This is a genomic window from Tenacibaculum aquaeponti, assembly GCF_052084715.1.
Lineage (GTDB): Bacteria > Bacteroidota > Bacteroidia > Flavobacteriales > Flavobacteriaceae > Polaribacter.
The window spans coordinates 1883451-1909661 of sequence record NZ_CP197288.1 but is presented as its reverse complement, the minus strand read 5'-3'; the positions used below and the strand labels follow the sequence as shown (position 1 = coordinate 1909661).

General features: G+C 30.9%; 25 protein-coding genes and 1 pseudogene. 11 read left to right on the top strand and 15 right to left on the bottom strand.

Annotated features, from left to right (window positions below):
• Positions 1-44 precede the first annotated feature (44 nt).
• Complete coding sequence (gene alaS / locus ACSIGC_RS08405; RefSeq protein ID WP_442267675.1) at positions 45-2660, bottom strand: alanine--tRNA ligase; 2616 nt, start codon at positions 2658-2660, stop codon at positions 45-47.
• A 131-nt stretch (positions 2661-2791) separates the two neighbouring features.
• Between alaS and ACSIGC_RS08400 the strand changes: the two genes are divergently transcribed.
• The 8 genes and pseudogenes from ACSIGC_RS08400 to ACSIGC_RS08365 all read left to right on the top strand — a co-directional run.
• On the top strand, positions 2792-3760 hold the full coding sequence (locus tag ACSIGC_RS08400; RefSeq protein WP_442267674.1) for a M23 family metallopeptidase: 969 nt from the start codon (positions 2792-2794) through the stop codon (positions 3758-3760).
• Between the two features lie 18 nt (positions 3761-3778).
• Positions 3779-4846 carry a CapA family protein gene (locus ACSIGC_RS08395; RefSeq protein WP_442267673.1) on the top strand — a complete coding sequence of 356 codons (1068 nt, stop codon included), beginning with the start codon at positions 3779-3781 and terminating at the stop codon, positions 4844-4846.
• A 1-nt stretch (position 4847) separates the two neighbouring features.
• On the top strand, positions 4848-5180 hold the full coding sequence (locus ACSIGC_RS08390) for a MerR family transcriptional regulator (RefSeq protein WP_299678954.1): 333 nt from the start codon (positions 4848-4850) through the stop codon (positions 5178-5180).
• Positions 5181-5195: 15 nt separating this feature from the next.
• Entirely contained in the window at positions 5196-5804 is a 609-nt protein-coding gene (locus ACSIGC_RS08385) for a LemA family protein (RefSeq protein ID WP_442267672.1), read from the top strand.
• Positions 5805-6242 carry a TPM domain-containing protein gene (locus ACSIGC_RS08380; protein WP_442267671.1) on the top strand — a complete coding sequence of 146 codons (438 nt, stop codon included), beginning with the start codon at positions 5805-5807 and terminating at the stop codon, positions 6240-6242.
• Positions 6243-7091 carry a TPM domain-containing protein gene (locus tag ACSIGC_RS08375; RefSeq protein WP_442267670.1) on the top strand — a complete coding sequence of 283 codons (849 nt, stop codon included), beginning with the start codon at positions 6243-6245 and terminating at the stop codon, positions 7089-7091.
• Positions 7092-7179: 88 nt separating this feature from the next.
• Positions 7180-8046 (top strand): hypothetical protein, encoded by an 867-nt coding sequence (locus ACSIGC_RS08370; protein ID WP_442267669.1) that lies wholly within the window; start codon positions 7180-7182, stop codon positions 8044-8046.
• Between the two features lie 78 nt (positions 8047-8124).
• Positions 8125-8298: pseudogene (locus ACSIGC_RS08365) on the top strand (DUF2237 family protein); the annotation flags it as partial.
• Positions 8299-8487: 189 nt separating this feature from the next.
• On the opposite strand, the gene ACSIGC_RS08360 reads toward ACSIGC_RS08365, so the two are convergent.
• The 10 genes from ACSIGC_RS08360 to ric form a co-directional block, all read right to left on the bottom strand.
• Entirely contained in the window at positions 8488-10002 is a 1515-nt protein-coding gene (locus ACSIGC_RS08360) for a hypothetical protein (protein ID WP_442267668.1), read from the bottom strand.
• A 72-nt stretch (positions 10003-10074) separates the two neighbouring features.
• On the bottom strand, positions 10075-10443 hold the full coding sequence (locus ACSIGC_RS08355) for a DUF423 domain-containing protein (protein ID WP_299680752.1): 369 nt from the start codon (positions 10441-10443) through the stop codon (positions 10075-10077).
• 3 nt (positions 10444-10446) lie between these two features.
• Positions 10447-14094, bottom strand: a complete 3648-nt coding sequence (locus ACSIGC_RS08350; protein WP_442267667.1) for a metallophosphoesterase — start codon at positions 14092-14094, stop codon at positions 10447-10449.
• Between the two features lie 137 nt (positions 14095-14231).
• Positions 14232-14837: a MarR family winged helix-turn-helix transcriptional regulator gene (locus ACSIGC_RS08345; RefSeq protein WP_442267666.1), complete on the bottom strand. Its 606-nt coding sequence runs from the start codon at positions 14835-14837 to the stop codon at positions 14232-14234.
• Between the two features lie 54 nt (positions 14838-14891).
• Positions 14892-15155 (bottom strand): DUF2024 family protein, encoded by a 264-nt coding sequence (locus ACSIGC_RS08340; RefSeq protein WP_442267665.1) that lies wholly within the window; start codon positions 15153-15155, stop codon positions 14892-14894.
• A 1-nt stretch (position 15156) separates the two neighbouring features.
• Positions 15157-15879: a hypothetical protein gene (locus ACSIGC_RS08335; protein WP_442267664.1), complete on the bottom strand. Its 723-nt coding sequence runs from the start codon at positions 15877-15879 to the stop codon at positions 15157-15159.
• A 66-nt stretch (positions 15880-15945) separates the two neighbouring features.
• Complete coding sequence (locus tag ACSIGC_RS08330; protein ID WP_442267663.1) at positions 15946-16179, bottom strand: thioredoxin family protein; 234 nt, start codon at positions 16177-16179, stop codon at positions 15946-15948.
• Between the two features lie 240 nt (positions 16180-16419).
• Entirely contained in the window at positions 16420-17982 is a 1563-nt protein-coding gene (locus ACSIGC_RS08325; RefSeq protein ID WP_442267662.1) for a protein adenylyltransferase SelO, read from the bottom strand.
• A 76-nt stretch (positions 17983-18058) separates the two neighbouring features.
• Positions 18059-20284, bottom strand: coding sequence for a nitric-oxide reductase large subunit (locus tag ACSIGC_RS08320; RefSeq protein ID WP_442267661.1), 2226 nt, complete (start codon positions 20282-20284; stop codon positions 18059-18061).
• A 2-nt stretch (positions 20285-20286) separates the two neighbouring features.
• On the bottom strand, positions 20287-21012 hold the full coding sequence (gene ric, locus ACSIGC_RS08315; protein ID WP_442267660.1) for an iron-sulfur cluster repair di-iron protein: 726 nt from the start codon (positions 21010-21012) through the stop codon (positions 20287-20289).
• A gap of 236 nt (positions 21013-21248) precedes the next feature.
• Between ric and ACSIGC_RS08310 the strand changes: the two genes are divergently transcribed.
• The gene (locus tag ACSIGC_RS08310; protein WP_442267659.1) at positions 21249-21491 is read left to right on the top strand and encodes a hypothetical protein; all 243 of its coding nucleotides are present in this window, start codon (positions 21249-21251) and stop codon (positions 21489-21491) included.
• Here ACSIGC_RS08310 and ACSIGC_RS08305 read toward each other — a convergent pair.
• From ACSIGC_RS08305 to msrB, 4 genes are all read right to left on the bottom strand, one after another.
• Entirely contained in the window at positions 21480-21917 is a 438-nt protein-coding gene (locus ACSIGC_RS08305) for an RrF2 family transcriptional regulator (protein ID WP_442267658.1), read from the bottom strand. The genes ACSIGC_RS08310 and ACSIGC_RS08305 overlap by 12 nt on opposite strands.
• 113 nt (positions 21918-22030) lie before the next feature.
• Entirely contained in the window at positions 22031-23251 is a 1221-nt protein-coding gene (locus tag ACSIGC_RS08300) for a bifunctional alpha/beta hydrolase/OsmC family protein (protein WP_442267657.1), read from the bottom strand.
• 71 nt (positions 23252-23322) lie between these two features.
• On the bottom strand, positions 23323-23853 hold the full coding sequence (gene msrA / locus ACSIGC_RS08295; protein WP_442267656.1) for a peptide-methionine (S)-S-oxide reductase MsrA: 531 nt from the start codon (positions 23851-23853) through the stop codon (positions 23323-23325).
• On the bottom strand, positions 23843-24292 hold the full coding sequence (gene msrB / locus ACSIGC_RS08290; protein ID WP_442267655.1) for a peptide-methionine (R)-S-oxide reductase MsrB: 450 nt from the start codon (positions 24290-24292) through the stop codon (positions 23843-23845). Before msrB ends, msrA begins: the two co-directional genes overlap by 11 nt.
• Positions 24293-24378: 86 nt before the next feature.
• Between msrB and ACSIGC_RS08285 the strand changes: the two genes are divergently transcribed.
• A complete protein-coding gene (locus tag ACSIGC_RS08285) occupies positions 24379-25593 on the top strand; it encodes a Pycsar system effector family protein (protein WP_442267654.1) in 1215 nt (404 codons plus the stop codon).
• A gap of 121 nt (positions 25594-25714) precedes the next feature.
• A complete protein-coding gene (locus ACSIGC_RS08280; protein ID WP_442267653.1) occupies positions 25715-26203 on the top strand; it encodes a hypothetical protein in 489 nt (162 codons plus the stop codon).
• The last annotated feature ends 8 nt before the right edge of the window (positions 26204-26211 follow it).

Genomic DNA, 26211 nt, shown 5'->3' with positions numbered 1-26211 from the left:
CTTAGAATCTTAAATGAGTTCTCAGATTGATTTTCAATTTTATATTATGCGATGTAATCCTTAGCGCGCTCTAATGCTTTAGGAATTCCACCAGGATTTTTACCTCCAGCCGTAGCAAAGAAATTTTGTCCACCACCACCTCCGTGGATTAATTTTCCTAATTCTCTAACTACTTTACCTGCATCGTAACCTTTTTCGTTAGCTAAATCTTTAGAAATATAACACGTTAACATTGCTTTTTCTTTGGTTGGAGCAGTAGCAAATAAGACAAATAAATTGTCAATTTCACCACCTAACTCGAATAGTAAGTTTTTAATACTAGTAGGGTCTAAATCTACTTTCGTAGCTAAGAAGTTCACACCATTAACTTCAGTGATTTGATTTTTTAAATCACCTTTCATGTTCTTAGCTTTATCTTTTAATAACTGTTCTATTTGCTTTTTTAAAGCAGCATTTTCATCCTGTAAAGAAGTAACAGCTTTAGTTAAATCTTTAGGATTTTTCAACACATCTTTTACAGCATTAAATTTATCTTCAACGTCTTCGAAATATTCTCCAACAGCCATATTTGTAATTGCTTCAATACGACGAATACCAGCAGCTACAGCACCTTCAGATTTAATTTTGAAATACCAAACATCACCAGTTTGCTGAACGTGTGTTCCTCCACATAATTCCATCGACTGGCCAAACTTAATCGCTCGTACACTATCGCCATATTTTTCTCCAAATAAAGCAATAGCGCCTTCGTCGATTGCTTGTTGCATTGGAATGTTGCGTTTTTCTTCCAACGGAAGATTTTCACGAATTCGAGCATTTACAAATTCTTCAATTTCTTTTAATTGATCGCTATCAACTTTAGAAAAATGAGAAAAATCGAAACGTAAATGTTTAGGACTAACTAAAGACCCTTTTTGTTCTACATGTGTTCCTAATATTGAACGTAAAGCTTGGTGTAATAAATGCGTAGCTGTGTGATTACTTGCAGATAATCTTCTGTATTCTTCATTTACAACAGCTTTAAACGATTCGTTTAAGTGTTTTGGTAAGCTTTTAGCATAATGAATAATTACATTATTTTCTTTTTTTGTGTCTAAAATGTAAATAACATCGCCATGAGCATCTTCTAAGAAACCTTTATCACCAACCTGTCCTCCTCCTTCAGGATAAAAAGGAGTCATGTTAAAAACTAACTGATATTGATCACCATCTTTCTTAGTAGTTACTTTTCTGTAACGAGTTAACTTTACATCTACACTTAAAGTATCGTAACCTACAAATTCTTCAACTTCATCTTCAACTAAAGTAATCCAATCTCCAGTTTCACTAGCCGAAGCAGCGCGTGAACGGTCTTTTTGTTCTTGCATGCTTTGCTTGAATTCCTTTTCATTAATCTCATATCCCTTTTCACGAGCGATTAACTGAGTTAAATCTAAAGGAAAACCATAAGTGTCATATAATTCAAAAGCTTTTTTACCTGAAACAATTTTGCTATCTGTAGACTCAATAACTTTATCTAATAATAACAAACCTTGGTCTAATGTGCGTAAAAATGATTGCTCTTCCTCTTTAATTACATTGTGAACTAGTGTGTCTTGTTTTTTAATCTCTGGAAATGCTTCACCCATTTGATGAGCTAAAGTTTCAGATAGTTTGTAAATGAATGGTTCTTTCTGATTTAAAAATGTAAATCCGTATCGAATGGCACGTCTTAAAATTCTACGAATTACATAGCCAGCTCCATTATTACTTGGTAATTGTCCATCTGCAATAGCGAAAGAGACTGCTCTTACATGATCTGCAATTACACGAATAGCAACATCAATTTTTTCATCATTTCCATACTTTACACCTGTAATGGTTTCAATTTCTCTAATTAATGGAGTAAATACATCAGTATCATAATTCGATTGAACTCCTTGTAAAACCATACATAAACGCTCAAATCCCATTCCTGTATCAATATGTTTAGCTGGTAATTCTTCTAAAGATTTATCAGCCTTTCTATTGTATTGCATGAAAACTAGGTTCCATATTTCAACTACTTGAGGATGGTCTTCATTTACTAAAGATTTGCCATCTATTTTAGCTTTTTCTTCAGCAGAACGAATATCAACGTGAATTTCAGAACAAGGTCCACAAGGTCCTTGATCACCCATTTCCCAGAAGTTATCTTTTTTATTCCCCTTTAAAATACGATCTTCAGAAATAAATTCTTTCCATAAATCGAATGCTTCCTGATCCATTTTTGTTCCATCACCTTCATCACCTTCAAATACAGTAACGTATAAAATATCTTTAGGAATTTTGTAAACTTCAGTTAATAATTCCCAAGCCCAAGCAATGGCTTCTTTTTTAAAGTAATCACCGAAACTCCAGTTTCCTAACATTTCAAACATGGTATGATGATATGTATCGTAACCAACTTCTTCTAAATCGTTGTGTTTACCAGAAACACGAAGACATTTTTGAGAATCTGAAACACGTGGGTTTTTAGGTGTGTTATTTCCCAAGAAAAATTCCTTAAATGGGGCCATCCCAGAGTTAGTAAACATAAGGGTTGGATCATTTTTCAATACCATTGGGGCAGAAGGCACGATTTCGTGTTGTTTAGATTTAAAAAATTCTAAAAACTTACTTCTAATTTCTTGAGATTTCATGGGTTATTTCGTTAAAATAATTCTAATTAAAGAAAGGAAATCGTTGAGTTTTGAAACATTTTATAACTTTGCATGTCTAATCAACTAAATAAGTTCCTTTCAAAGGACACAAAAGTACTACATTTGGTCATATGGCAAAAGTAAAATATTATTACGATCCAGAAACGCTATCGTACCAGCAAATTGAATTACGAAAGCGAGATAAGTTCAAGAATAGTATTATTATACTATTAGGTGTTGGACTTACCATGTTTCTTGGGTTTACGGTTTTAAGTCAGTTTATTGAATCGCCAAAACAAAAAGCACAAAAGAGAGAATTAGAAAATTCTAAACTTCACATTGAGTTATTAGGAAAACGTATTGAAGAGGTTACAGAAGTTTTAGGAGATTTACAAGAACGAGACAATTATATCTATAGATCATATTTCGAAGCAAACCCGATTCCTGATGAACAACGAAAGGCAGGTTTTGGTGGTGTAAATCGTTATAAGAATTTAGAGGGTTTTAATAACAGTGAAATGATTATCGATGTGACCAAGCGTTTAGATGTGTTGTCTAAACAAATAGTGGTACAATCGAAATCATTAGATGAAATTGTAGCTTTAGCAAAAGCTAAGGAGAAGATGTTAGCATCTATTCCTGCAATTCAACCTTTAAAAGCTGAAGATTTAACACGAATGGCTTCAGGTTATGGAATGCGAATGCATCCAATTTTAAAGATTCGTAAAATGCATAAAGGAATGGATTTTACTGCGCCTAAAGGAACACCAATTTATGCTTCAGGAAACGGAACAGTTTCTAGAGCAGATAGAAGTGCAACTTTTGGAAAAGTAGTATACATCGAGCATGGTTATGGTTATAAAACTGTTTATGCACACATGAGTAAAATTGGAGTAAAAAAAGGTCAAACTGTTAAACGTGGAGATATTATAGGTTATGTAGGAAATACAGGAAGATCTGTATCTGCACATTTACATTATGAAGTTCATCGGAATGGTGTAGCTGTAAACCCGATTTACTATTATTATGGAGATTTAACTCCTGAAGAATTTTTGGCAATGCAAAAGGCTTCAGAAGATGAAGGCCAATCGTTTGATTAAAAAAGTGACCCCAAAATTATGAAAAAAACAATTAGAAAGATATTAGTATCTGCTAGTATTGTAACGTTATCTGGAATCTCATACGCACAGCAAGCAGATTCAACTCAAGTAAAAACAAAGGAAATTACATTTATGGCAGTGGGAGATATGATGTTAGGAACAACGTTTCCTAATGCTTCATATTTACCACCAAAAGGAACCTATCCTTTTAAAGATGTACAAAATGTATTTGAAAACGCTGATGTTTTATTTGGAAATTTAGAAGGAACATTAACAGATACAGGTAAAAACGCAAAACGATGTAAAGATCCATCTAAATGTTATTCATTCAAAAGTCCGGAATCTTTTGGGAAGCATTTTGAAAAAGCAGGTTTTGATGTTGTAAGTATTGCAAATAATCATATTGGAGATTTTGGTGGTTTAGGAATTAAAAATACTTTAAAAACTCTTGATGATTCAGGAATTGCAAGTGCAGGAGTTTTATCTAAACCAACTACTGTTTTTGAAAAAGATGGTATTAAATATGGTTTAATTGCTTTTGCTCCTAATAAAGATTGTTTGAAGTTAAACTTTGTTACTAAAGGAACTCAAATGGTAAAGAATTTAGCTAAAAAAGTTGATATCGTTATTGTTTCTTTCCACGGAGGAGCTGAAGGTACAAAGCATAAAAATGTGCCTAGAAAAACAGAATATTTCTACGGAGAAAATAGAGGGAATGTGTATTCATTTGCACACAAAATGATTGATGCTGGAGCGGGAATTGTACTAGGTCATGGTCCACACGTACCAAGAGCAATTGAAGTTTACAAAGGGAAGTTTATTGCTTACAGTATGGGGAATTTTGCTACATATAAGCGTTTTAGTATGAGTGGATCTAAAGCATATTCTCCAATTTTTGAATTGAAGTTAAAAGAAAACGGCGATTTTATTGAAGGGAAAATTCATTCAGCAATTCAAACAAAAACAAGATATCCTTTTTTAGATTCACAAGAACGTGCATTTAACGAAATAAAAAAGTTGACTTTACAAGATTTTCCAGAAAATAAAATTAAGTTTGGTGAATCAGGAAAAATAGAATTAAAATAACATGCATGTCGATCTCCCCAAAAAAAGATATTACAAAATTGGCGAAGTAGCCAAAGCATTTGAAGTAAACGCATCTTTAATTCGTTTTTGGGAAGGTGAGTTTGATATTATCAAGCCTAAAAAAAATGCTAAAGGAAATCGACTTTTTACTCCTGAAGATATAGAGAATTTTAAGTTGATTTATAACTTAGTAAAAGAACGAGGTTTTACACTTGATGGAGCAAAACAAAAACTAAAGCAAAATCCAACTAAAATTGTTCAAAATCAGGAGATCATCAGTAGATTAGAAGCTGTAAAAGCGGAGTTAATAAAAATCAAAAATCAAATAGAATAACAAAAAATCGAAATTATGAAAAAATGGATAGTGCCTTTATTGGTAATCGGAGTAATAGGGTTTTATTTTTATAGTGCAGCTGTACGTTTTAATAACGTAGCAGTAGAATATCAAGAAAATGCAAAAACTAAATGGTCAAACGTTGAGAGTTCATATCAAAGAAGAAACGATTTAATAGGTAATCTTGTAAAAACAGTGCAAGGTGCTGCTGATTTTGAAAAAAGTACGTTGACTGATGTGATTAATGCAAGAGCAAAAGCAACTTCTGTAAATATTAATGCAGGAGATTTAACACCAGATAAAATGGCACAATTTCAACAAGCCCAATCCGGTTTAACAGGAGCATTATCTAAATTATTAGTTTCTGTTGAACGTTATCCAGAGTTAAAAGCAAATCGTAATTTCTTAGAATTGCAAAGTCAATTAGAAGGTACAGAGAACAGAATTAATGTAGCAAGAGATCGTTTTAATGAAAATGTGAATGTTTATAATAAACATATCAAAAAATTTCCAGGTTCGTTATTTGCTAGTAAATTTGGTTTTGAAGAGATGGCACGTTACAAAGCAGATCCAGGTTCTGAAAAAGCGCCAGATGTTAATTTCGATTTTGGAAATAAAAAGTAAATGTCTCAAGTAGAAGATTTTCTTTCTCAAAAAGAAGAACAAGAAATCGTCGAAGCTATTCGACAAGCAGAATTAAATACTTCTGGTGAAATTCGAGTGCATATTGAAGCTACTACAGAGCTATCGCATTACGATCGAGCATTAGAAGTATTTAAAATGCTTAACATGGATCAAACAAAAGCCGAAAATGCGGTTTTAATCTATGTAGCAGTTGTAGATCATAAATTTGTGATTTACGGCGACAAAGGTATAAATGCTGTAGTACCAGATAATTTTTGGGAAACAACAAGAGATGTTATACAAAACAATTTTAAGAACGGTAATTTTAAACAAGGTTTAGTTCAAGGAGTTTTAAAAGCTGGTGAAGAATTAAAGGCTCATTTTCCTTGGGACGAAGATGATATAGATGAGTTACCAAATGAAGTATCTAAAGGCTAAATGAAAAAGATTTTCTTCACGTTAGTATTTCTTTGTATTGGAGTTCAGTTGAGTTTTGCTCAATTTGATATTCCTAAGAAACCAAAGTTTCAAACAAGTGTTTACGATTACTACATAAAAAAAATAGATAATAAAGAACAAAAAGGTTTACTAACCTTAAGTGAAAATAAGGCTTTAGAAAACAAATTGGTTCGTTATTCAGACACTACCTCTACGCAAATTGTTGTTGCTATTATAAATACTACAAAAGGAGAAGAAATTGGTTATTTAGCAACGAATTGGGCTCATGAATGGGGAATTGGACAGAAAGATAAAGACAATGGAATCTTTGTGCTTTTGGCTAAAGATGACCGTAAAATTACCATTAGAACAGGCTACGGAACAGAACATTTACTCACCGATTTTACTTCTCGTCAAATTATTGAGCGTGATATTTTACCATATTTTAAAAAAGGACAGTATTATGCAGGTTTAAATCAAGGTGTAGAGTCTATTTTTAAAGTAATGAAAGGCGAGTATAAAGGAACTCGTAAAAGAAGAACTAAAGGGACAGATCCGGGTATTTTTATTTTCATTTTTTTTATCGTTATTTTTATACTATTAATATCGAGAGGAAATCGTGGAAATAGAGGAGGAAGATATAGAAATTCAGATTCTCGTGATCTTTTCGAAACCATTATTTTAAGTAATGCTGGTAGAGGCGGAGGTTCATCTCGAAGAAGTGGTGGCTTTGGTGGTTTTGGAGGTTCATCAGGAGGCTTCGGCGGTGGTGGATTTGGAGGCGGAGGCTTCGGTGGAGGTTTCGGCGGTGGCGGTTTTGGTGGTGGTGGAGCCACAGGAGATTGGTAGTTATTAATTGAAAATAAAGATATCGTTTATTATTATAAAATTGTTAAAGCTCTTAATTTTAGGGAGCTTTTTTAGTTATCTTTAGTTTATGAAAAAAAGCTATTATCTAGTCTTATTATTTTTAAGTTTTGGTTGTTCAAACCATGGTCAATTAAAAAAAATAGCAAGATTACCTAAGTTGTTAGATGAAGTTTCTGGAATAGAAAAAATACATGGTAAAAACTTATTTTGGATGCATAATGATGGTGGTAACAAAAATGAAATTTATCTGGTTAATTCTTCAGGTAAAATAGAAAGAACTGTTATTATTAATGCAAAAAATAACGATTGGGAAGATATTACTTCAGATGAAAAAGGAAATCTGTATTTAGCTGATTTTGGAAACAATCAAAATATAAGACAAGATTTAACTATTCTGAAAATTAACTTTGAAGAAGTAATGAATAAGAAATCTGTTGAAGTTGAAAAAATACAATTTGAATATCCTGAACAAACCAAATTTCCACCTAAAAAGAAAAAGCGTTTTTTCGATGCAGAAAGTATACTTTTCTACAAAGATAGTTTGTACATTTTTACAAAAAGTAGAGTGAAAAAAGATTATGGAAAAACGAGTTTATATAAAATACCAGCAAGTAAGGGTAAATACCAGGCAAAATTACTTAGTAGTTTTGAAAATTGCTCTAAAATGAAATGTTGGATAACATCTTCAAGTATTTCTAATGACGGAAAACAAGTTGCTTTATTAACGTCTCATACAGTTTTGTTATTTTATGATTTTGAAGGCGATAATTTTCTGAAAGGTAAATTAAAAGAAATTGATCTTGGTTTTGAGTCTCAAAAAGAAGCTATCGATTTTAATGATGATGATACAAAATTATTTATCACCGATGAAAGATCTCACGGAAAAGGAGGAAAATTATATGAGTTTGATCTTTCCAGAAAAATAAATCACTAAAGAGAATTTAAGGAATTAAATGTTTTAGGAAAACCACTACAAAGTTGTTGTGATAATCCGGCTACGGGTTATTTTAGAGATGGTTTATGTAGAACTGCAGCTCACGATTATGAAACACATGTAGTTTGTGTAGTAGTAACACAAGAATTTCTTAAGTTTACTAAAAGAAGAGGAAATGATTTATCTACTTCAATACCACATTGGAAATTTCCAGATTTAAAACCAGGTTTTAAATTATGTTTGTGTATTTAAAGGTGGTTATAAGCAGAACAATATGGAAAAGCTCCGAAAATTATTTTAGAAGCTACACATCAAAAACTTTACAGTACACAACTTTAGAAAAGTTGAAAGTTTATGAATTTGTAATTTCTTAGTCTAAAATTACTTTTATTTAGTGTCAATAAATAATAGAAGAGATTATAGCTTTATAAGCTATAATATTTAATTCTTCATTTTATATAAATTGAAAGGAATACCAACTCTAATTCTAGCCACAAAGTTTTTGTAAGCATTTTTATCATATCTAGCATTGTCAAAACCAATATCAATACCAAAAGTAAGTCCTGTTTTATTGTCTTTTGGTTTTCTAAATACAGGACCAAACAAAAGCGAGTAATTATCTTGGTAAAATGAATTTGCAGGAGTTTTAATCTTGAATCTGTGTGCTAAAGATAAGTTTAAACCAAATACTTTTTTTTCTCCAAAAAAGTATGCTCCATAAAGGTTAAAAGCTCCGTATTGTAATGTTTTATCTATGTTGTCAAAACTTCCTAGAACTTGCTCATCTTCATCTTTTATTATAAACAAATCATCTGTGTTAACTTCAGCAATTTCGGCAGTTCCATTAATCAAGTTGCTATTTAAAAATGAACCAGAATTAAATTGTAAACCTGCTTTTGTATAAAGAGCAGAATAACGTTTGTTTAAAGTCCAATTTAAGTTTAAAGAAACAACAGTGTTTAATCTATTGATACCTGTTTTCTTTACTTCTAAAGCATTAAAGTCTGCTAAAACAGTTTCATTGATATTCGCCGCTTTTTCAGAAAAATTAAAAGAGTTATTATTCAAACGAACATTAGCATCTAACCACCAGAAATTATAACCTGTACTTTTTATGTTTTTTTTATCATAAACATAAGCAGTTTCTTTAATTAATTCACTTAAAGCTCTATTTCCCTCTTTTTTTTGAGACCAAAGTAAATCTATAAGTTTGTTAATACTGTTATAGTTCTTCTTGTTTTGTGTTGAGTCAGTGTAATCTTTAAAATCTAAATTAGTGATTTCTCTGTTGCCTTTATACTTTTCAATAGCTTTAAAAATCTTTTCTAGGTTTTTTAAATCTTTAAAATAACGTTTTAAGATACTGTCGTTTTTTCCTTTTTTTAATGCATTTAGATATAATTCTAGTTTATTCTTATAGTCATTCTTCTTAATAGAAGTTATTCTTTTAGTGATACTATCTCTAATAAAAATTTTTCTAAGAACTTTATTATGGTTTAGTTTGTTTTTACCTTCATTAGTTAAGCCAGAGGCTTTAAATTTCCAGATGAGACCTAAATTTCCACCGACATTACTTTGCCATTCACCTCTAGAGTACAAGTTGAAAAAAGAACCACTACCATTAGCATTAATTCCGGCTTTTAGAAAAAATTGATGTTTACTTTCTCCCCATAAATGAAAATTAGTATTTACAGAAACTCTAGTTTTCTCGTCGTTTAAAGAAACTCCAAAAGCAGAAGCATTATCAACTAAATCTGAATTATTGAAAATAACATAGTTAAAAGCGTTGGTTAACCTTTCGTTTAAAAGTTTACTTTGAATAATAGTTTTGCCATGATGCGCACCTTTATAATTTGAAGTTATAGAGTCTAAGCGCTTATTAAATATTTCTCTTTTAGATTGAGAATATGTAGCGATATAAGATAAAAAAAGAACTAATGTTATAAAGGCTTTCATTGACTTTTATTTTGGTTGGGATAAAAATAAAGCCTTAAAGTGACGAATTTTATACCTATTTGTAGGTAGATTTTAGAGAATAGATACACCTAATAACAACCAACCAGCAGCTAAACAAAGTCCGCCTAATGGAGTAATAGGACCTAAAAATTTCATTTTCTTTCCAAAAGCATCAGACAATACTAAACCATAAATACTGAAAGAAAATAATAGTACACCAATAGTAAATAAAAGTAAACTATTGGCGTATTTTTCATTGAACTGCAATCCTAATGTGAGTAATACAATTGCGTGATACATTTGATATTTTACTCCAGTTTCAAAACTAGTGAGTTGATCTGTAGTTAATTTTTTCTTTAAAAAATGTGCTCCAAAAGCTCCTAAAATGATAGCTAAAAAACCAAAAGTAGCAGCAATAATAATTGTGATTTCCTGAGTCATGTTTTAAAAGTTAAATCCTAAACTAAATGTAAAACGGCTACCATCATCTCCGTTAAATAAAGCTAAGTTAGCGGTAAACATATCCAATCCACTTAACCAGAAAGAACCTCCGTAGCTAGAGTTCCAAGTATTCGATTGTGCAGCAAAAGGACTCCAAACTTTACCATAATCAAAACCACCAGTAACTCCAACTCTCATTGGAATAAAAGCTTTAAAACTACCTAAACGCAAACGTAAATCATTGGTGTGATAAAAACTCTCAGTTCCTGTAAAACGCTGATTGTTGTATCCTCTTAAGTTTCTATTTCCACCGATACTTGCTGCGTGATATATTTCGAATCTATTTTTAAAATTTAAATGACTACCAACTTCAGTAGCATAAACTAAACTTCTATTTGGAACTAAATTCTGATAAATAGCAAGTGAAGTTTTTAAATATCCGAAATATCTATTTGTGTTATTTGTGTTCATTTTAGCTCCCATCGTAACATCAAAGTTCATTCCTTTCGTAGGGAAACTATTATTATCAACTCTATTGTGATTAAAGTTCACTTCACCTCCAGCAAAATAATTTCTGTCAAAAATATTAGTAGCGCTATTAGGAGAGTTTGTAATATTTCTATTTGGAGTATTTTCTACTTTAATAGCTTCAAAAGTACCTGTAACTTTAAAAGTACTTCCCCAATTAAATCTTCTGATTAAAGAAGGAAGCAATAAGAATTCTTCTCGTTTAACTCTATAAAAGTCTAAATCTCTACTTTGATCAAAATTTGTTTCATTCCCGTAACCAAAGAAGTTAAAAGAATAATTACTACTTGTAGCACGTGCTTTTAATTCTAAACTCCAATTTCCAATAAATTCTGTAAACTCACCGGTATAATTAATATCGAAACCATTAGTACTTGAGTAATAATTTGCTGTTAAATTGTGTTGGTTATCAAATGGTCTTTTCTTAAAACCATAACGAGTATGCGTAACATTTACTCCAAAGAAGAAACCATCATCTGGGTTGGCACCTAAACTAGGAAAAACAAGTGTTGTGTTATTTTCAATATCTCTATGATTATATGTGTTTTTGAAGTAGTTATCTTCTCTTAAATCGTCAACTTCTTTTCCATTTACTGTATTTTTTTTAGAAATATAATCGTAAACTTTTGTCATTTTACTATTACCTTCAACAGAAGAGTTATCTTCGTAAAGATCGTTGTTATGTCCTCCAATTAAACGTAATAAAATTCCTTCTTGAACATCACCAGAAATAAAGAATTGATCTTTTCCATTTAATCCATAAAGTTGAATTTCTTCAGTTTCACTAGTTTTAAAAATTCTACTAAAAAATTTATTTTGTTTTCTTAAGATTTCAACACTAGTTTCATTGTTGTTTAAACGTTTAATAATGAAAATATCATCTTTATCTGTACCAACTATTTGGACTTTCTTAGCTTGTTTTGCATAATATTTTCTTGCGAAAGATTCTAATTTATCTCTTCTAGATTTAATTTTAGCAATTAATTCTTCTCCATCAATGTCGTATACATTCTTAGGGAATTGCTTTATTGAGTTTTCAATAACTTCATCAGTTAAGTTACGTTGAATATATTTTACCTCTTTTAACCAATCTTCTAAAGTTAATTGATTTAAGAATTCTGCATCAAAGAAACGAGGATAGTTGTTATACCACTTCATATCTTTAATATCGTAATCCATAGTTTGCATGTTCTTAATTAACGGAGTGTTTAATTTTAAAAGCGGAATTAAAACTCCATCAAATCTAGAAAACGGTTGATCACGATCTCTAGGAATTGGTCTGTAGTAGGTTTTATCATCTTCTGTTTTAAATGAAGCAAAACGCCATTGATCTTCATGACGATCCCAATCTCCAATTACCATATCGAACAATCTAGAACGGACTGTAAAGCTTTGATCAATGGTATGTTTTCCGTTTTTTCTGATTTTCTCTAGTACATCATAGGTACTAATAATCTTTTTAGAGTTACCAAACGAAGCAACATCTTCACGATTTCCAGCGGGTCTTTCCTCTAATAAATATAAACCACCACCAAAAACATCGTTATACATTCCTAAAGCAGGTTGTTTAGGCATGTAATATAATTTAGGGTTTGTATGATAAATACCAGCAGCTTCAGCCATATCAGGAATTACAAAAGCAGCATATGGATGCGACATCGTAAAAATATCTTGAACAACATCTACTAAAAAAGTACCTTTTAAAACACCTCCCATAATTCTACTTCCATCTTTATACATTGATCGAAGCACATATTGTTTTCCTTCAGCATTTTCTAGTCGTAAGGAATTTGTTTGGTTTCCACCACCACGACGAATTGGTTTTAAACCTCCAAAAACGTTATCCAATTCTAAAACGGGAACAGTAATTTCTTTACCATATTTTTCACGGTTTAAATCTCCCCACATGAATTTATGAAAACTAGAAACATCTACTGCATCTTTACTATATAAAGTAGTTGTAATTTCTTTTTTATGTTGTTCAAATTCAGAAAAATCAAAATTTGTTTCTCTTTGGATAGGAGCTATAATTTGTTTACTGAATAATAATTTGTTCTTATCCTCATCATTTGCAGAGTAATACTCAACGATTGCAGAACCATCATCATAGAAATTTAATTTAGCATAACCATAATTACCATAAGTGAATTCGGCACCATAACCAACTAAAGCAGGAGATTTTTTAGATCCAGCTCCACTTACAATTTGTTTAAAACCGTTGTTTTCTATGTATTGTAAGTTATGTTCGTGTCCTCCAACAAAAACAATGTTATTTTTAAAGTCGTTAGCAATAGTTTCTATTTGACGAACAAAATCGCTATACTGTTTATGAAAGTTATCAGTTTGAATACCTGCATGAGAACGTAACATATTTTTAAATGTTCCTAAAATAGGAGCCGGACTCATATGATCTTTTACAGAAAAACTTCCTCCATGCGGACCATTAGAATACATTGGATGATGCATAGCTACTACCACGTTTTTGTACCTATTCTTTTTAAATAAACTCCATAATTCTTCAATAAAACGTTCTCTAGTTTTTATGTCACAATTGTCATTTATTTTAGGCTCTTCATCCCAATTCATGATAAACCATTTACTGTCAATAGTAATTAGAGTTAAATTCTCATTAATATCAACCTTATCTAATCCACAACCGTTTTCAGGTAAAAATGAATCATTACCTAATGCTTTTTCAACTAGTTTTTCTTGTCTTTTTAATCCATCTACACCATTATACCAATCGTGATTACCAGGTATAAAAATACTTCTCCCTTTATTTTTTTTTGCAACTGCTGTTTGAATCTCTAAACGATATTTAGAAAGTTTATAATCTTGATGTTTTTTAGGATAAATTCCAACTGGATATACATTATCTCCTAAGAACAATGCAGTACTATTCTCTGTTGCATTTATAAGTTCTTTTTCAAAGAAGTTTAAAGAAGTAAGTTGATCACCTTCTTTCGCTACATTGCCTGCGTCACCAATTAAATAGAAAGTATAATTAGGTTTTTTAGTTGTTGTTTGTTGAGGTGTGTAGTTTTTAGAACTATACTGAGCTTTATAACTAGCACATCCATAAATACACACAGAAATTATAGCTAAAAGAAAGAATTTCTTCATAGTAGTTGAGTTAATCTAAACAAAAATACAAATTAGTTTACAGATGCTTAAAGTGAAGTCATATATGTATTTTTCATCTAAAAACAATAGTGAATATTGTGTTGATGAGAAGATGAAAATATATATAATTCAAATTATTATTTTTTTGCTTCAAAATCGGGACAATCAAGTCTGATTTCTGTAGTTAGTAGTTGCGTATTTAATAAATTACAAAAATGAGAGGTACCGCTTTTTTGATAGAACTTGCATCCGTAACAAGTTCTTTGTACTGAAAGAATTCCGTTTTTGTTTAGTTTATGAATTAAAGTACTTAAACTTTCAAATAAACTTTCTTTTTCTTGTTGTTCGAAATTATCTATTTGATTTTTTAATGGATTTGAAAACCCTTGAGTTTCATTTACAATCTCTTTTCCTTTTTCTGATAAAATAATCGTATAACTTCTATTATCTGAAGAAGAGTAATCTTTAATAATTAGTTCTTTTTTATGCAATACACGAATGGCATCACTTATGGTAGGTTTGGTAACATTAAATTCTTTGGCAAGATGACTTACATTACATAAATCTCGCCTATGAAAAGTAATGAAAATTAGAATTTGTATTTGAATGGGACTTAAACCTATAAGTTTTGCTTTTTCCCAAAGCAGCTTTTTAAAAACTTCAGAAACACGTTCTAAACCAGCAACTATTTTGCTAGAAATATCTTTTTCTTGTTGTTCTGGGTTAAAAGTACTTTCGTTCATAAAAAAAGCCTGTCTGAATTTAGTAGACAGGCAAAGTTAGTAATCCTAATTAAATTAATTGCAGTTTTCCATTTCTATAATTGCAAATCCGTTTTTTTGAATCACACTTACTACTTCTTCAGTAGCTTGTTCAATATGGCAAAGGCGACATTCTTTAGCCGTTAATTGTAATGTTTTAAAAGTTTTACTTTTTAGATACGTTTTACCAAAGTCAAATACAGTATTTGAATCAGTAATATGATTTGGCACTAAAATATCGAAATGCATTAATTTGCCATCTTCTCTGTTTACATAGGTGTCCCAAACTGATACTTTCATATTATTGAATTTTTACTTTATAGGGTAATGATAAATTTCCACTAGCTACACTAAATACATGATATACTCCGAGCATTGGTAAATTACTGTTACTTGTATTAACTTTCATAAAAGCAGTTACGCCATCGTAATTGAAATCAGATTTATTATTCATTCTGTAATTGGGAACAACAACTTTTATGGTATTCTTTTTTGTAGTTACAGGAAAACCTGGAGAATCCATATACATTGGCATTCCTGGATTTGTTGGTGGTAACACAACAGTTTTATCTGCTTTTTTAAATTGCTTTACTGAAAGCCCACCTGAAACTCTATCATCTTTATGTAATACAACCCAATGCGGATGCCATATAATTCCATCATTGTCGTATTTCTGATCATTATTTTCATCCCACAACGGAGTATCATCAAAATCAGGATGAGAAGTTAAAGCGAGTGCAACAATACCTGAGGTTTGATTAAAACCAACATCAGATGGTTGTAAAGATGTAGGGAATACATAACCTAAAACTGGTGCTCCATCTAATTGTCCCGCTTTTTTAGGAACAGTTTTACCAGCAAAACCTTTTACTTTAATTTCCCAAACTGTTACTCCCAAGTCTGTTTTATTTGTAACCTGTACGTTTTTAATACTAAAATTATCACTTTTATATTCCTTTTGCTGAGAAAAAGCAATTGTTATTGAAAATAATAGTATCGTTAATTGTTTAATATTAGTTTTCATATTATTTGTTTTAATAGTTAGGATTTTTTTTAGTAGGAATCCTAACTATGTTGGTTTTTAAAAAAATTATCCTTTTACATCTGCCATAGAAGCACCGAAGTTGATATGCAAAGCATTACCATTTGGTGTTACCAAAGCTGGTACTGATTTTACTCCTGCTGATTCAGCTTCAGCAATTCTGTTTCGATCTTCACCAATGTGAACGATTTCTACATTATCTGATCCAATTAAATTAACGATATCGTGTTCTGCACTTATACAAACTGTACAACCTGCGTGATAAAAAATTGATTTACTCATAATAATATGTATTGATTTTATATTTGTTTCTATTTTAATTACGATACAAATATAGTAAGGGATCCTAACTAAATAAAATTTTGATAGATTTTTTTCTAATCTTAACTCAGAATATATCGTGAAACCCTTGTGATATAAGGAAAGTAGCGGGTGTTTATTTTTCTCTTAGAATAAAGAAAAGTCTCTTAAATTATGTTATAAGAGACTTTTTAGTGTGTTATTTGTATTGAAATCCTTCAATTAAGAACTACACGATAGCATAGAACAACCTATTTTATGTCGAGCCCAATCTGGTCGTTTAGCAAACCATTTTTCGTATTCAGGTTGATTATCGTAAGGTTTTTTTAGCATTTGATATAGTTCGTCAATTAATTCATAATTTCCTTTATCAGCATCATCGATTGCTAATTGTGCCATGTAATTTCTCAAGACATATTTTGGATTAACTGAATTCATTTTAACTTTTCTTTCGTCATCTTCATTAGTTTCATTTTGTAATGCTTCAATGTAACTATTCATCCAATCGTTCCACTGCGATAAAACTTCTCCTTGTAAAGCTTTTTCGTTATAAAATGCGTATGTTATTTTTTCGATAGCTTTAGCTGTTGAATCATTTTTCGAAATTGAAGCTAAATTTCTAAAGAAGATGGTATAATCCGTTTCTATAAGTTGTAAAGCTTTTTCCAAAGATGAAATAAGTTCAACATAATCTCCATTGATAGAAAGACCAAGTTTTTGCATCATCATTTTAGAATATTGCTCAATATATAATCCTTCAAAAGTATCTAGAACCTCTTGAAGTGGTTCTACTTCATTAATCAAAGGGTATAGTGCATTTGCCAATTTGAATAAATTCCACATACAAATGTAGGGTTGATTACCAAATTTATAACGTCGATGTTGTGCATCAGTAGTATTTGGAGTCCACTCGTAATCAAAATCTTCTAACCAGCCATACGGACCATAATCAATAGTTAATCCTAAAATAGACATGTTATCAGTATTCATTACACCATGAACAAACCCAACACGCTGCCAGTGTACTACCATTTCAATAGTTCGATCTCTAATCGCTGTTAGAAAATCAAGATATTTTTGTTTTCCTTCTGAAGTAATTTCAGGATAGAAATGTTTGATGGTATAATCTGTAAGCAATTGCAGTGTTTCATGATTCTGACGAGCTGCTAAAATTTCAAAATTTCCAAAACGGATAAAACTAGGCGCAACTCTACAAACTACAGCTCCTTTTTCATAAGCTGGATTTCCATTATACATTACATCCCGTAACACTTGATCTCCAGTTAAACTTAAAGATAAAGATCGTGTAGTTGGAACGCCTAAATGATGCATAGCTTCGCTACACAAATGTTCACGAATAGAAGAACGAAGTACAGCCAGTCCGTCTGCCGTTCTGGAATATGGAGTTTCACCAGCACCTTTTAATTGTAATGCCCAATGTTCATTATTATGATCAATTTCAAAAAGGTTAATCGCCCTACCATCACCTAATTGTCCAGCCCAATTTCCGAACTGATGTCCACCATAACACATGGCATACGGATGTGTGTTTTCTAAAACTTTATTTCCAGTAAAAATCGATAAAAACTCATCTGATGTTGTATCTTCTTTAGTCAAACCTAAATGTTCAAGTAAAGTTTCCGATACATGTAAAAGTTCTGGTTTTGGTGTTTTTTTAGGTGTAGCATAAGAAAAGCAAGCATTGAATACTTGTCTTCTTGAATTTTCGTGATTGATATCAGGAGGAAGTTCTTCGGAGAATGTATTTCTGATAGTAAAGTTCATATTAAATACGTTGAGAAGAGACTGAATTTATAAAGAAATTCAGTCTCCATGTATATATTACAAAAATACTAAGAACTTAACTAATATTTTGCTGTTTGATGGCTCCAATAGTCGCTTTGGTGACAAACACACAGAAATACCCAATTCCAACAGAGAATACAACATCTCCAATAATTCTTAACCATTTTAAAGTTTGTACAGTTGGACTATAGAGAAGTTCAGCATCTCTAGCATAAGAATATCCCTTTGTTATAGATGTATATGCTTGAATAATTCCTATAGGTAATAAACTTAAAGCAACCATTAAAACTAGTCCAATATTAAGTAGCCAAAAGGCATTTCTAATCAACTTTTCATTCCATTGTTGATTTGAATAAAAGCGCAAGCATATTATAATGAACCCCATTCCAAGCATTCCATAAACTCCAAAAAGAGCTGTATGAGCATGTACTGCTGTGGTGTTTAATCCTTGAATATAATATAATGCAATTGGAGGATTAATTAAAAAACCGAACACACCAGCACCTAGCATATTCCAAAAAGCAACTGCAATAAAGAAGTATATTGGCCACTTATAGCGATGTATCCAATGATATTCTTTAAGTAAATTCCAGTTTTCTCTGATTTCAAACCCCATTAAAGTTAAAGGAACAACTTCTAAAGCACTGAATGTAGCGCCCAAAGCAATTGCTTGAACAGGTGTACCTGAATAGTATAGATGGTGTAATGTTCCTATAATACCACCAGCTAAAAATATTGTAGCAGAAGCAATAGAAGTTTTTCCAGCTGTTTTCATAGATATTATTTTCATTCTAGAAAAGATGTATGCAATAATTACTGTTGCAAAAACTTCAAAGAAACCTTCTACCCAAAGATGTACTAACCACCATCTCCAATAATTTATTACTGGAAGTGTACTATTTTCGCCATACATTAAACCTGAAAAAAAGAACATTCCAATTGCCATTACAGCAACTAATAAAATTGTTAGTAAATGTTTAGAGTCGTCTTTTTTTCGAATTGCAAAAATTACATGTCTGCCGACCATTAACATCCAAAGAATTAAACCAACTGCTAGTAATAGTTGCCAAAATCTTCCTAAGTCCATATATTCATAACCTTGATGTCCGAAGAAGAAGTTTGTGGTTAAATCTAAGAATTGATGAATTCCTAACCATTCTCCTAGCATAGAACCTAATACAATTATTAGTAGGGCAATGAATAGAAAGTTAATTCCAAATACTTGGTGTTTCATTTCTTTACCACTAATCATAGGGGCCAAGAAAAGTCCGGTAGCTAACCAAGTAGCAGCTATCCAAAATACAGCTAATTGTGTATGCCAAGTTCTGGTAACGGAATAAGGTAAAAATTCAGATAAATTAAAACCAAAGAAAGCCTGCCCTTCAACGGTGTAATGAACTGTAATAATTCCTAATACAACTTGCAAGGCAATTAAAAGTGTGATTACTAGAAAATATTTCAGTACAGCTTTTTGTGATTGAAACAATGATATATTCAAAAGTGTATCACTAGTTGGTTTTGTAATTGCTTCTCCCTTCTCATGGTTTCTGATATAGTAATAAGTCAGAATTCCTATAAATAAGAGTAATAATATGACCGAGAAACCAGACCAAATTTGAGAATCTGGAGTAATAGTATTGTCAATTAAAGGTTCGTGTGGCCAATTTGATGTGTATGTATAATTTTGATTAGGTCTGTTTGTACTAGCTGCCCAAGAGGTCCAAAATAAAAAAGCATTTAATTTTTTAAGTTTTATCGAATCAGTTAATGCTCCTTTTGGAATAGCATATTCTTCGTTTCCTTTGGAAAAAATACTGGAGTAGTAAATAGAATTCTGTTTAATTGCTTTTAATCGTTCTTCTGATATTATTATTTCTTTTGTCTGATGATTATAAGTATTTGTTTTAATTTCATTTACTAATCTTGCTTTTAGTGCTCCTTTCTGTTCAATATTGAGTTGTTCATAAGTGGTTTTAAAATCTTTATAAGCCCAATGGTTTAATAAAAATAGTGCTTCTTTATGAATCCAATCAGCTGACCAATCGGGAGCTACATAACTTCCATGTCCCCAAATTGATCCAACTTCCATTCCTCCAATGGATTCCCAAACGTTTTGACCAGTTTGGATGTCTTCTTTTGTATATACTACTTCATTTGTGTCTCTAACTTTCACAATATCGGGTATAGGTGGTTGTTGTTGATATACTTCAGTACCTACCCAAATTAAGGCCGCAAAAGATAGTACGACGACAATTATAAATCCTGTCCAAATTTTTCTCATTTCTAATTGTTATATAATTGATTTTCTGTTTGAATTGCTTTTTTGAATAAAATGTTATTCTCTAGGTGAATATGTTTATGTAAGTCTTGCTCAAAATCTTTTAATAAGGAAAACGCTATTTTGTATGAATTACAAGCATCTTTAGGAACGTTATAATTGTTTGATAACTCCTCAATTTTCCTAAAACGTTCTCCTTCGTCATCATGTTCTGTATGCATCATGTCTATAGGATTCTGAATAGTTTCGAAAGGAGGTTTCTCAAGTTTAGAATTATCTTTTGCCGCTTTGGCTATTTTTTTTATGAATGGAAAAAGAATAAGCTCTTCTTTTTTCATATGCATTGTAAGTTCGTCAGCACTTTTTTTGAATAGCTGTCTTATTTCGTTTAACTCAGGATGATTATCACCATGAACTTTGTAAATTTTATCTAGATAATGAATAACCTCAGGTACTTGTCTTTCAACGTACTTATGATGATTCTGATAAATATAGTCAGCGAGAAAATCTAAATTCCAATTTTGATAATCTGTTGGAGGAGCTGTTTGATTTAATAGGTCATTAATTTCATTTATAATTATTGATGAGGAAATATTATTTTCCTTCGACACAGTTTCTATTGTTCGATTTCCATTGCAACAGAAGTCTACTTTATATTTTTTGAATATACTAGCTGTTTTGTAGTTATTAGCTACTATTTCAGATACTAATGTTTTGTTATTTATATTCATGTCTAATGATTTTTATTCCAACGGTAAGAAGTGTTACTAGCTTTAGTATTTCTAGAACTACATAAACAACATGAGTGTAGTTGTTTTGGACTTCCTGATTTTGAATAATTAAATGTGCCCTTATATTTAATGAGGGTAATAAATACAATGTTTGTAATGCGAGAATTAAAATTGGTATTAAGAGATACTGAATGGGTTTTATGAAATTGTAAATCCTGTTTTTTAATGTAATACTTATGAGTACTAAAGAAATGAGAATTTCAACTTTATTTAAAGCGTTAAAAACCAAACTTCCAATTGATAGCCCAATAGGAAGTGTTACTCCTTCAGCTTTAAATTTTAACCAAGCCTCCATGAAACTTATAGCGGATATAAAACCAATCCAAAGAAATATTAACGCTATGTACAACTTGTTATGTTTCATAAAATATAAAAAGATCTTTTTATCTGTTATGTATTTAAATTTTTTATCGTTTTAACCAAAAAACATTCTTTTTACCTTTTGTGTATAAGATTTCGTGTAAGGTATTTGAAATCAACATTTCTCTTAATTCTTCTCTAATTTCTATGAATTTATGATGTAATGGGCAAGGAGATTTTTCGTTGCATTGTTTTAAGCCCAAAGCACACCCTGTATAAATCTTATCTCCATCTAATACACTTACAATATTCGCCAATGTAATTTCATTTAGCTTGTTTTCTTCAATAATAAAGCCACCGTATGGTCCCTTTATAGAACTCACAATATTATTCTTGGTAAGAATTTGTAATATTTTTCCCGTGAATGCTTCAGGAGAATTAATAGCTTTTGCAATAGCTTTTAGTCCAACCTTATTATCTAGGGTAGACTGTTCAGCTATATATATAGCGGCTCGTAATCCATATTCACAAGATTTAGAAAACATATAATTTGATTATAATGCAAAGGTAGTATTATTTTACAAAAGACAAAAATATCTTTTATAAAATAACACTAACTTAAGTTAGAAATGCTTTCGATTATTTTGACTTTAATCTATTAATCAATGAGTTCACTTTTAAAATATGCTTTGTTTTCTAAAGTTTTATGAACTGGACATTTCGCAGCAATTTCTAATAAACGAGCTCTTTGCTTTTCGTCTAAATCACCAACCAGTTTTATCTTTTTAGTAAAATGATCGTGTCTGTTGATTCCTTCTGAAGTTATTCCTAATTCTTCACTAGATTTTTTTACACGAGTAACATATACAAACACCTCTTGTAAATCCCACTGTTTTCTATTGGCATACATTTTAAGTGTCATAGTAGTACAAGCAATTAAAGCAGCATTAAGATAATCGAAAGGAGAAGGACCAAAATCATCTCCACCAACACTAGCAGGTTCATCAGCAATTAAACTGTGGTTGCTAGTTTGAATTTTTGTTGTGAAATTATCTTCAATTAAATTTAAATGCCCCACAGCTTGTTCTTTAGCTGAATCTAAGTTTACTTTTGCTTTTTTAGGAAAATAACGTTGTACCCAAGCTCCAATAACATTACCTGCATATTTACTATCTTCTGAATTGGTTAATAAATGATCTGCATTATCTAACGTTACAAAACTTTTTGGATGATGCGCGTTATGATATATTTTCTCAGCATTTTTAATACCCACAATAGCATCTATTGGAGAATGAAGAATTAAGATAGGTTTTCTTAATTCTTTTACAATACTTGGTAAATCTGTTTTCGTGAAATTATCAACAAATTCTTTATTAATTTTAAAAGGTCTTCCTCCAATATTCACATTTACTTCTCCTTTTAGTTCTACTTCGTGAATCCCATGAGAGAATAAATGAGTTACATGTTCTACATCGGCTGGTGCACCAATTGTTGCTATAGCTTTTACTGAAGTTAATTCTGCTGCTGCAGTAAGTACAGCTGTACCACCAAGAGAATGCCCAACTAATAAAGAAGGAGCTTCAAAATTAGTATTCATATATTCACTTACTGCAACTAGATCGGCAACATTTGCTGAAAAATGACTTTCATGAAATTCACCTTCACTTTTACCTAAACCTGTAAAATCGAAACGAACAACCCCAAAACCATAATTAGTAAGCGTTCTACTGATATTTTTTACTGCACTTAAAGAACTAGTACACGTAAAACAATGTGCAAAAATGGCAAAGAAATCAGGTTTTTGATTTGCTGGTAATTCTAAAAAAGCATTTAAAATTTGTCCTTTACTATTAGGTATTTTCAGTTTAGATCTTTTCATGAAGTAATATTTTATTTACAAGTTTTATGTCGAGTTGAATAATGATTACTTACTAAAAAGAAAAGTTGCGATTATTTCAGCTTATCAGCATATAATTTTCTAAGCTTAGAAAGCTTTGGAGTAATCACAAAGTTGCAATATCCTTGTTCCTTGTTGTTTTCGTAATAGTTTTGATGATAATCTTCTGCTGCATAGAAAATTGGCATTTCACTTACTTCAGTAACAATTGGATTATCAAAGTAAGGTTGTACTTGTTTTATTACTTCTTCAATAATACTTTTCTCTTCTTCATTCTGATAGTAAATAACAGAACGATATTGAGTGCCAACATCTGCTCCTTGACGATTTAGCGTTGTAGGATCGTGAGTGGTCATAAAAATGATTAAAATTTCTTGAAAAGAAATTACATCAGGATGATAAGTAATCTGAATTACTTCTGCATGTCCTGTTAATCCAGAACAAATTTCTCTGTATGTCGGATGCCCAGGAGCGTTTCCGCCTGCATAACCAGAAACTACTTTTTCAACACCTTTTATTTGATTAAAAATGGCTTCAGTACACCAAAAACATCCACCGCCAACTGTAGCTATTTTAGTTTTCATCGTCTAATTGAATTGATAAAGAATTTACACAATAACGTAAACCACTAGGTTCGGGGCCGTCAGGAAAAACATGACCCAAGTGAGAATCACAAGTATTACAAACAATCTCAACACGAATCATTCCATGTGAAGAATCTTTATGATACTTAATAGCATTCTCTTGTATTGGCTGAGTAAAACTAGGCCATCCAGAACTAGAATCAAATTTTATTGAAGAATCGAATAATGGTGTACCACAGCAAGCACAGTAATATTTTCCTTCAGTAAACGAAGTACAGTGTTCTCCACTAAAAGGTCTTTCAGTTCCTTTTAATCTAGTAATCATAAATTGTTCAGGAGAAAGGATTTCTTTCCATTCTTCATCAGTTTTTTCAACTCTCTTGTCAGGAGTTGGATTACCATTAACGGTAAAGTGTATAATATTTTTCCAAGTAAGCATAATTGTATGTCGTAATAATTCAAGAAACCTTGCGTTATAAAAATTGCTAAAGTTTAGTTACTTTTACTAAACTAAATTACGGATTTATGAGCACTATTCTAGAAAAAGCAGAAAGTTTTGTGATGAATACTTTAAATGAAAAACTAGACAAAAAATTAGTTTATCATAGCTTATCGCATACACTTCGAGTAGTGGAAAAATCTTCTGAATTAGCTGAAGAAGCGAAATTATCAGAAAATGATAAAGAGTGTTTAGTTTTAGCAGCTTGGTTTCATGATACAGGTTTTACTGTAGACCCTAAAAATCATGAAGTAGAAAGTACAATTATTGCATCTGATTTTTTATCTAAAGAAGGAGTAGAAGAGGAGAAAATAGAAGTTATTAAGGGAGCTATTTTAGCAACTAAAATGGATGTTGAACCAGTTTCTGAATTAGAAAAGCTACTAAAAGATGCCGATTGTTCTCATTTAGGAAGTAAGAATTATAATGAGTTTTCTCAACTACTTCATAAAGAAATAGAGTTATTATCGGATTCAAAAATTAAAGATACAGATTGGATAAAAAAGAATATTGATTTTTTAACTAACGGACATCGTTTTTATACAGATATTGCTGTAAGAAAATGGGAAAAGCAAAAATCGAAAAATTTAGCACAGCTTTTAAAAACTGAGAAAAAAATTAAGCAAGAACAAAAGAAATTATCTCAGAAAAAAGAAGAACTTCAGTTTAAAAAAGATAAAGTTGAGTTACCTGAAAGAGGAATTGAAACAATGTTTCGTGTTGCATTGAGAAACCATATTACACTAAGTGATATTGCTGATACAAAAGCCAACATTTTACTTTCTGTAAATGCAATTATTATTTCTATGGCATTATCTACATTAATTCCAAAATTAGATAATCCTTCTAACGGGTATTTAATAGTACCAACAATTATTTTCGTTGTTTTTACTGTAATCTCTATAATTCTTTCCATATTAGCAACACGACCTAATGTTACTCAAGGAAAGTTTACAAAAGAAGATATTGCAAACAAGAAAGTAAATTTGATTTTCTTTGGTAACTTTCATAAAATGAGTTTGCAAGAGTTTGAATGGGGCATGAGTGAAATGATGAAAGATCGTGATTATTTATATGGATCTTTAACGAAAGATTTATATTTTTTAGGACTAGTTTTAAACAGAAAATATAGCTTATTACGCACTACTTACACCGTATTTATGATAGGAATTATTGTAAGTGTTATTGCTTTTGCAGTAGCTTTTTATAATCAAAGTGCGGGAGTTGTTCCAGTTGCTTAATTCCTTGTCAATAGATAGTTTGAAGGAAAACTTTCTTTTAAGCTAAAAATATGTTGAAAAATGATAGGGTAAATTTCTATTGAATTGTATTACATGAGTAATAATTTAAAAAATAATTCTCATGAAGTTTATCAAAAATCTATTAGTAATTAATTTAGCATTAATCTTATTTGTTTCTTGTAATGATGATGATTCTGATGTTGTAAATCCAGACAATGGTTCTGCAACTTGTGAAAAAGTTGACTTTACAATTTCTGAAAATATTGGATTAGATTTAAAATTCGAAGCAGAAAAGAAAAATGGATACACATATACTTTTCAGGTAAATCAAAAAGATGCAACAGGTAAAACTGAAGAGTCAAAAGATACAAGTAAAGGAGAAAATTCATTTGTTTGGGGAATTGGAGAAGGAGAGTATACTGTTTGTTTAACTGTAGCAATTGCAAATAACGATTGTACTCCAGATAAAACGTGTAAAACATTAATTGTAACTGCGAAAAATGTAACTGATTTTAATAAGCCAGAAACAGAGAAAACTGTTGTTTTTAAAGATAATGATGGTAATTATAAATTAAGATTCTTGGACAAAGACGGAAAAGAAGTAAACTAAAAATACAA

Bases quoted from the DNA above. Each gene is read 5' to 3' on its own strand.
- alaS (WP_442267675.1), bottom strand. From the start codon at position 2,660: ATGAAATCTCAAGAAATTAGAAGTAAGTTTTTAGAATTTTTTAAATCT.
- ACSIGC_RS08400 (WP_442267674.1), top strand. From the start codon at position 2,792: ATGGCAAAAGTAAAATATTATTACGATCCAGAAACGCTATCGTACCAG.
- ACSIGC_RS08395 (WP_442267673.1), top strand. From the start codon at position 3,779: ATGAAAAAAACAATTAGAAAGATATTAGTATCTGCTAGTATTGTAACG.
- ACSIGC_RS08390 (WP_299678954.1), top strand. From the start codon at position 4,848: ATGCATGTCGATCTCCCCAAAAAAAGATATTACAAAATTGGCGAAGTA.
- ACSIGC_RS08385 (WP_442267672.1), top strand. From the start codon at position 5,196: ATGAAAAAATGGATAGTGCCTTTATTGGTAATCGGAGTAATAGGGTTT.
- ACSIGC_RS08380 (WP_442267671.1), top strand. From the start codon at position 5,805: ATGTCTCAAGTAGAAGATTTTCTTTCTCAAAAAGAAGAACAAGAAATC.
- ACSIGC_RS08375 (WP_442267670.1), top strand. From the start codon at position 6,243: ATGAAAAAGATTTTCTTCACGTTAGTATTTCTTTGTATTGGAGTTCAG.
- ACSIGC_RS08370 (WP_442267669.1), top strand. From the start codon at position 7,180: ATGAAAAAAAGCTATTATCTAGTCTTATTATTTTTAAGTTTTGGTTGT.
- ACSIGC_RS08360 (WP_442267668.1), bottom strand. From the start codon at position 10,002: ATGAAAGCCTTTATAACATTAGTTCTTTTTTTATCTTATATCGCTACA.
- ACSIGC_RS08355 (WP_299680752.1), bottom strand. From the start codon at position 10,443: ATGACTCAGGAAATCACAATTATTATTGCTGCTACTTTTGGTTTTTTA.
- ACSIGC_RS08350 (WP_442267667.1), bottom strand. From the start codon at position 14,094: ATGAAGAAATTCTTTCTTTTAGCTATAATTTCTGTGTGTATTTATGGA.
- ACSIGC_RS08345 (WP_442267666.1), bottom strand. From the start codon at position 14,837: ATGAACGAAAGTACTTTTAACCCAGAACAACAAGAAAAAGATATTTCT.
- ACSIGC_RS08340 (WP_442267665.1), bottom strand. From the start codon at position 15,155: ATGAAAGTATCAGTTTGGGACACCTATGTAAACAGAGAAGATGGCAAA.
- ACSIGC_RS08335 (WP_442267664.1), bottom strand. From the start codon at position 15,879: ATGAAAACTAATATTAAACAATTAACGATACTATTATTTTCAATAACA.
- ACSIGC_RS08330 (WP_442267663.1), bottom strand. From the start codon at position 16,179: ATGAGTAAATCAATTTTTTATCACGCAGGTTGTACAGTTTGTATAAGT.
- ACSIGC_RS08325 (WP_442267662.1), bottom strand. From the start codon at position 17,982: ATGAACTTTACTATCAGAAATACATTCTCCGAAGAACTTCCTCCTGAT.
- ACSIGC_RS08320 (WP_442267661.1), bottom strand. From the start codon at position 20,284: ATGAGAAAAATTTGGACAGGATTTATAATTGTCGTCGTACTATCTTTT.
- ric (WP_442267660.1), bottom strand. From the start codon at position 21,012: ATGAATATAAATAACAAAACATTAGTATCTGAAATAGTAGCTAATAAC.
- ACSIGC_RS08310 (WP_442267659.1), top strand. From the start codon at position 21,249: ATGAGTACTAAAGAAATGAGAATTTCAACTTTATTTAAAGCGTTAAAA.
- ACSIGC_RS08305 (WP_442267658.1), bottom strand. From the start codon at position 21,917: ATGTTTTCTAAATCTTGTGAATATGGATTACGAGCCGCTATATATATA.
- ACSIGC_RS08300 (WP_442267657.1), bottom strand. From the start codon at position 23,251: ATGAAAAGATCTAAACTGAAAATACCTAATAGTAAAGGACAAATTTTA.
- msrA (WP_442267656.1), bottom strand. From the start codon at position 23,853: ATGAAAACTAAAATAGCTACAGTTGGCGGTGGATGTTTTTGGTGTACT.
- msrB (WP_442267655.1), bottom strand. From the start codon at position 24,292: ATGCTTACTTGGAAAAATATTATACACTTTACCGTTAATGGTAATCCA.
- ACSIGC_RS08285 (WP_442267654.1), top strand. From the start codon at position 24,379: ATGAGCACTATTCTAGAAAAAGCAGAAAGTTTTGTGATGAATACTTTA.
- ACSIGC_RS08280 (WP_442267653.1), top strand. From the start codon at position 25,715: ATGAAGTTTATCAAAAATCTATTAGTAATTAATTTAGCATTAATCTTA.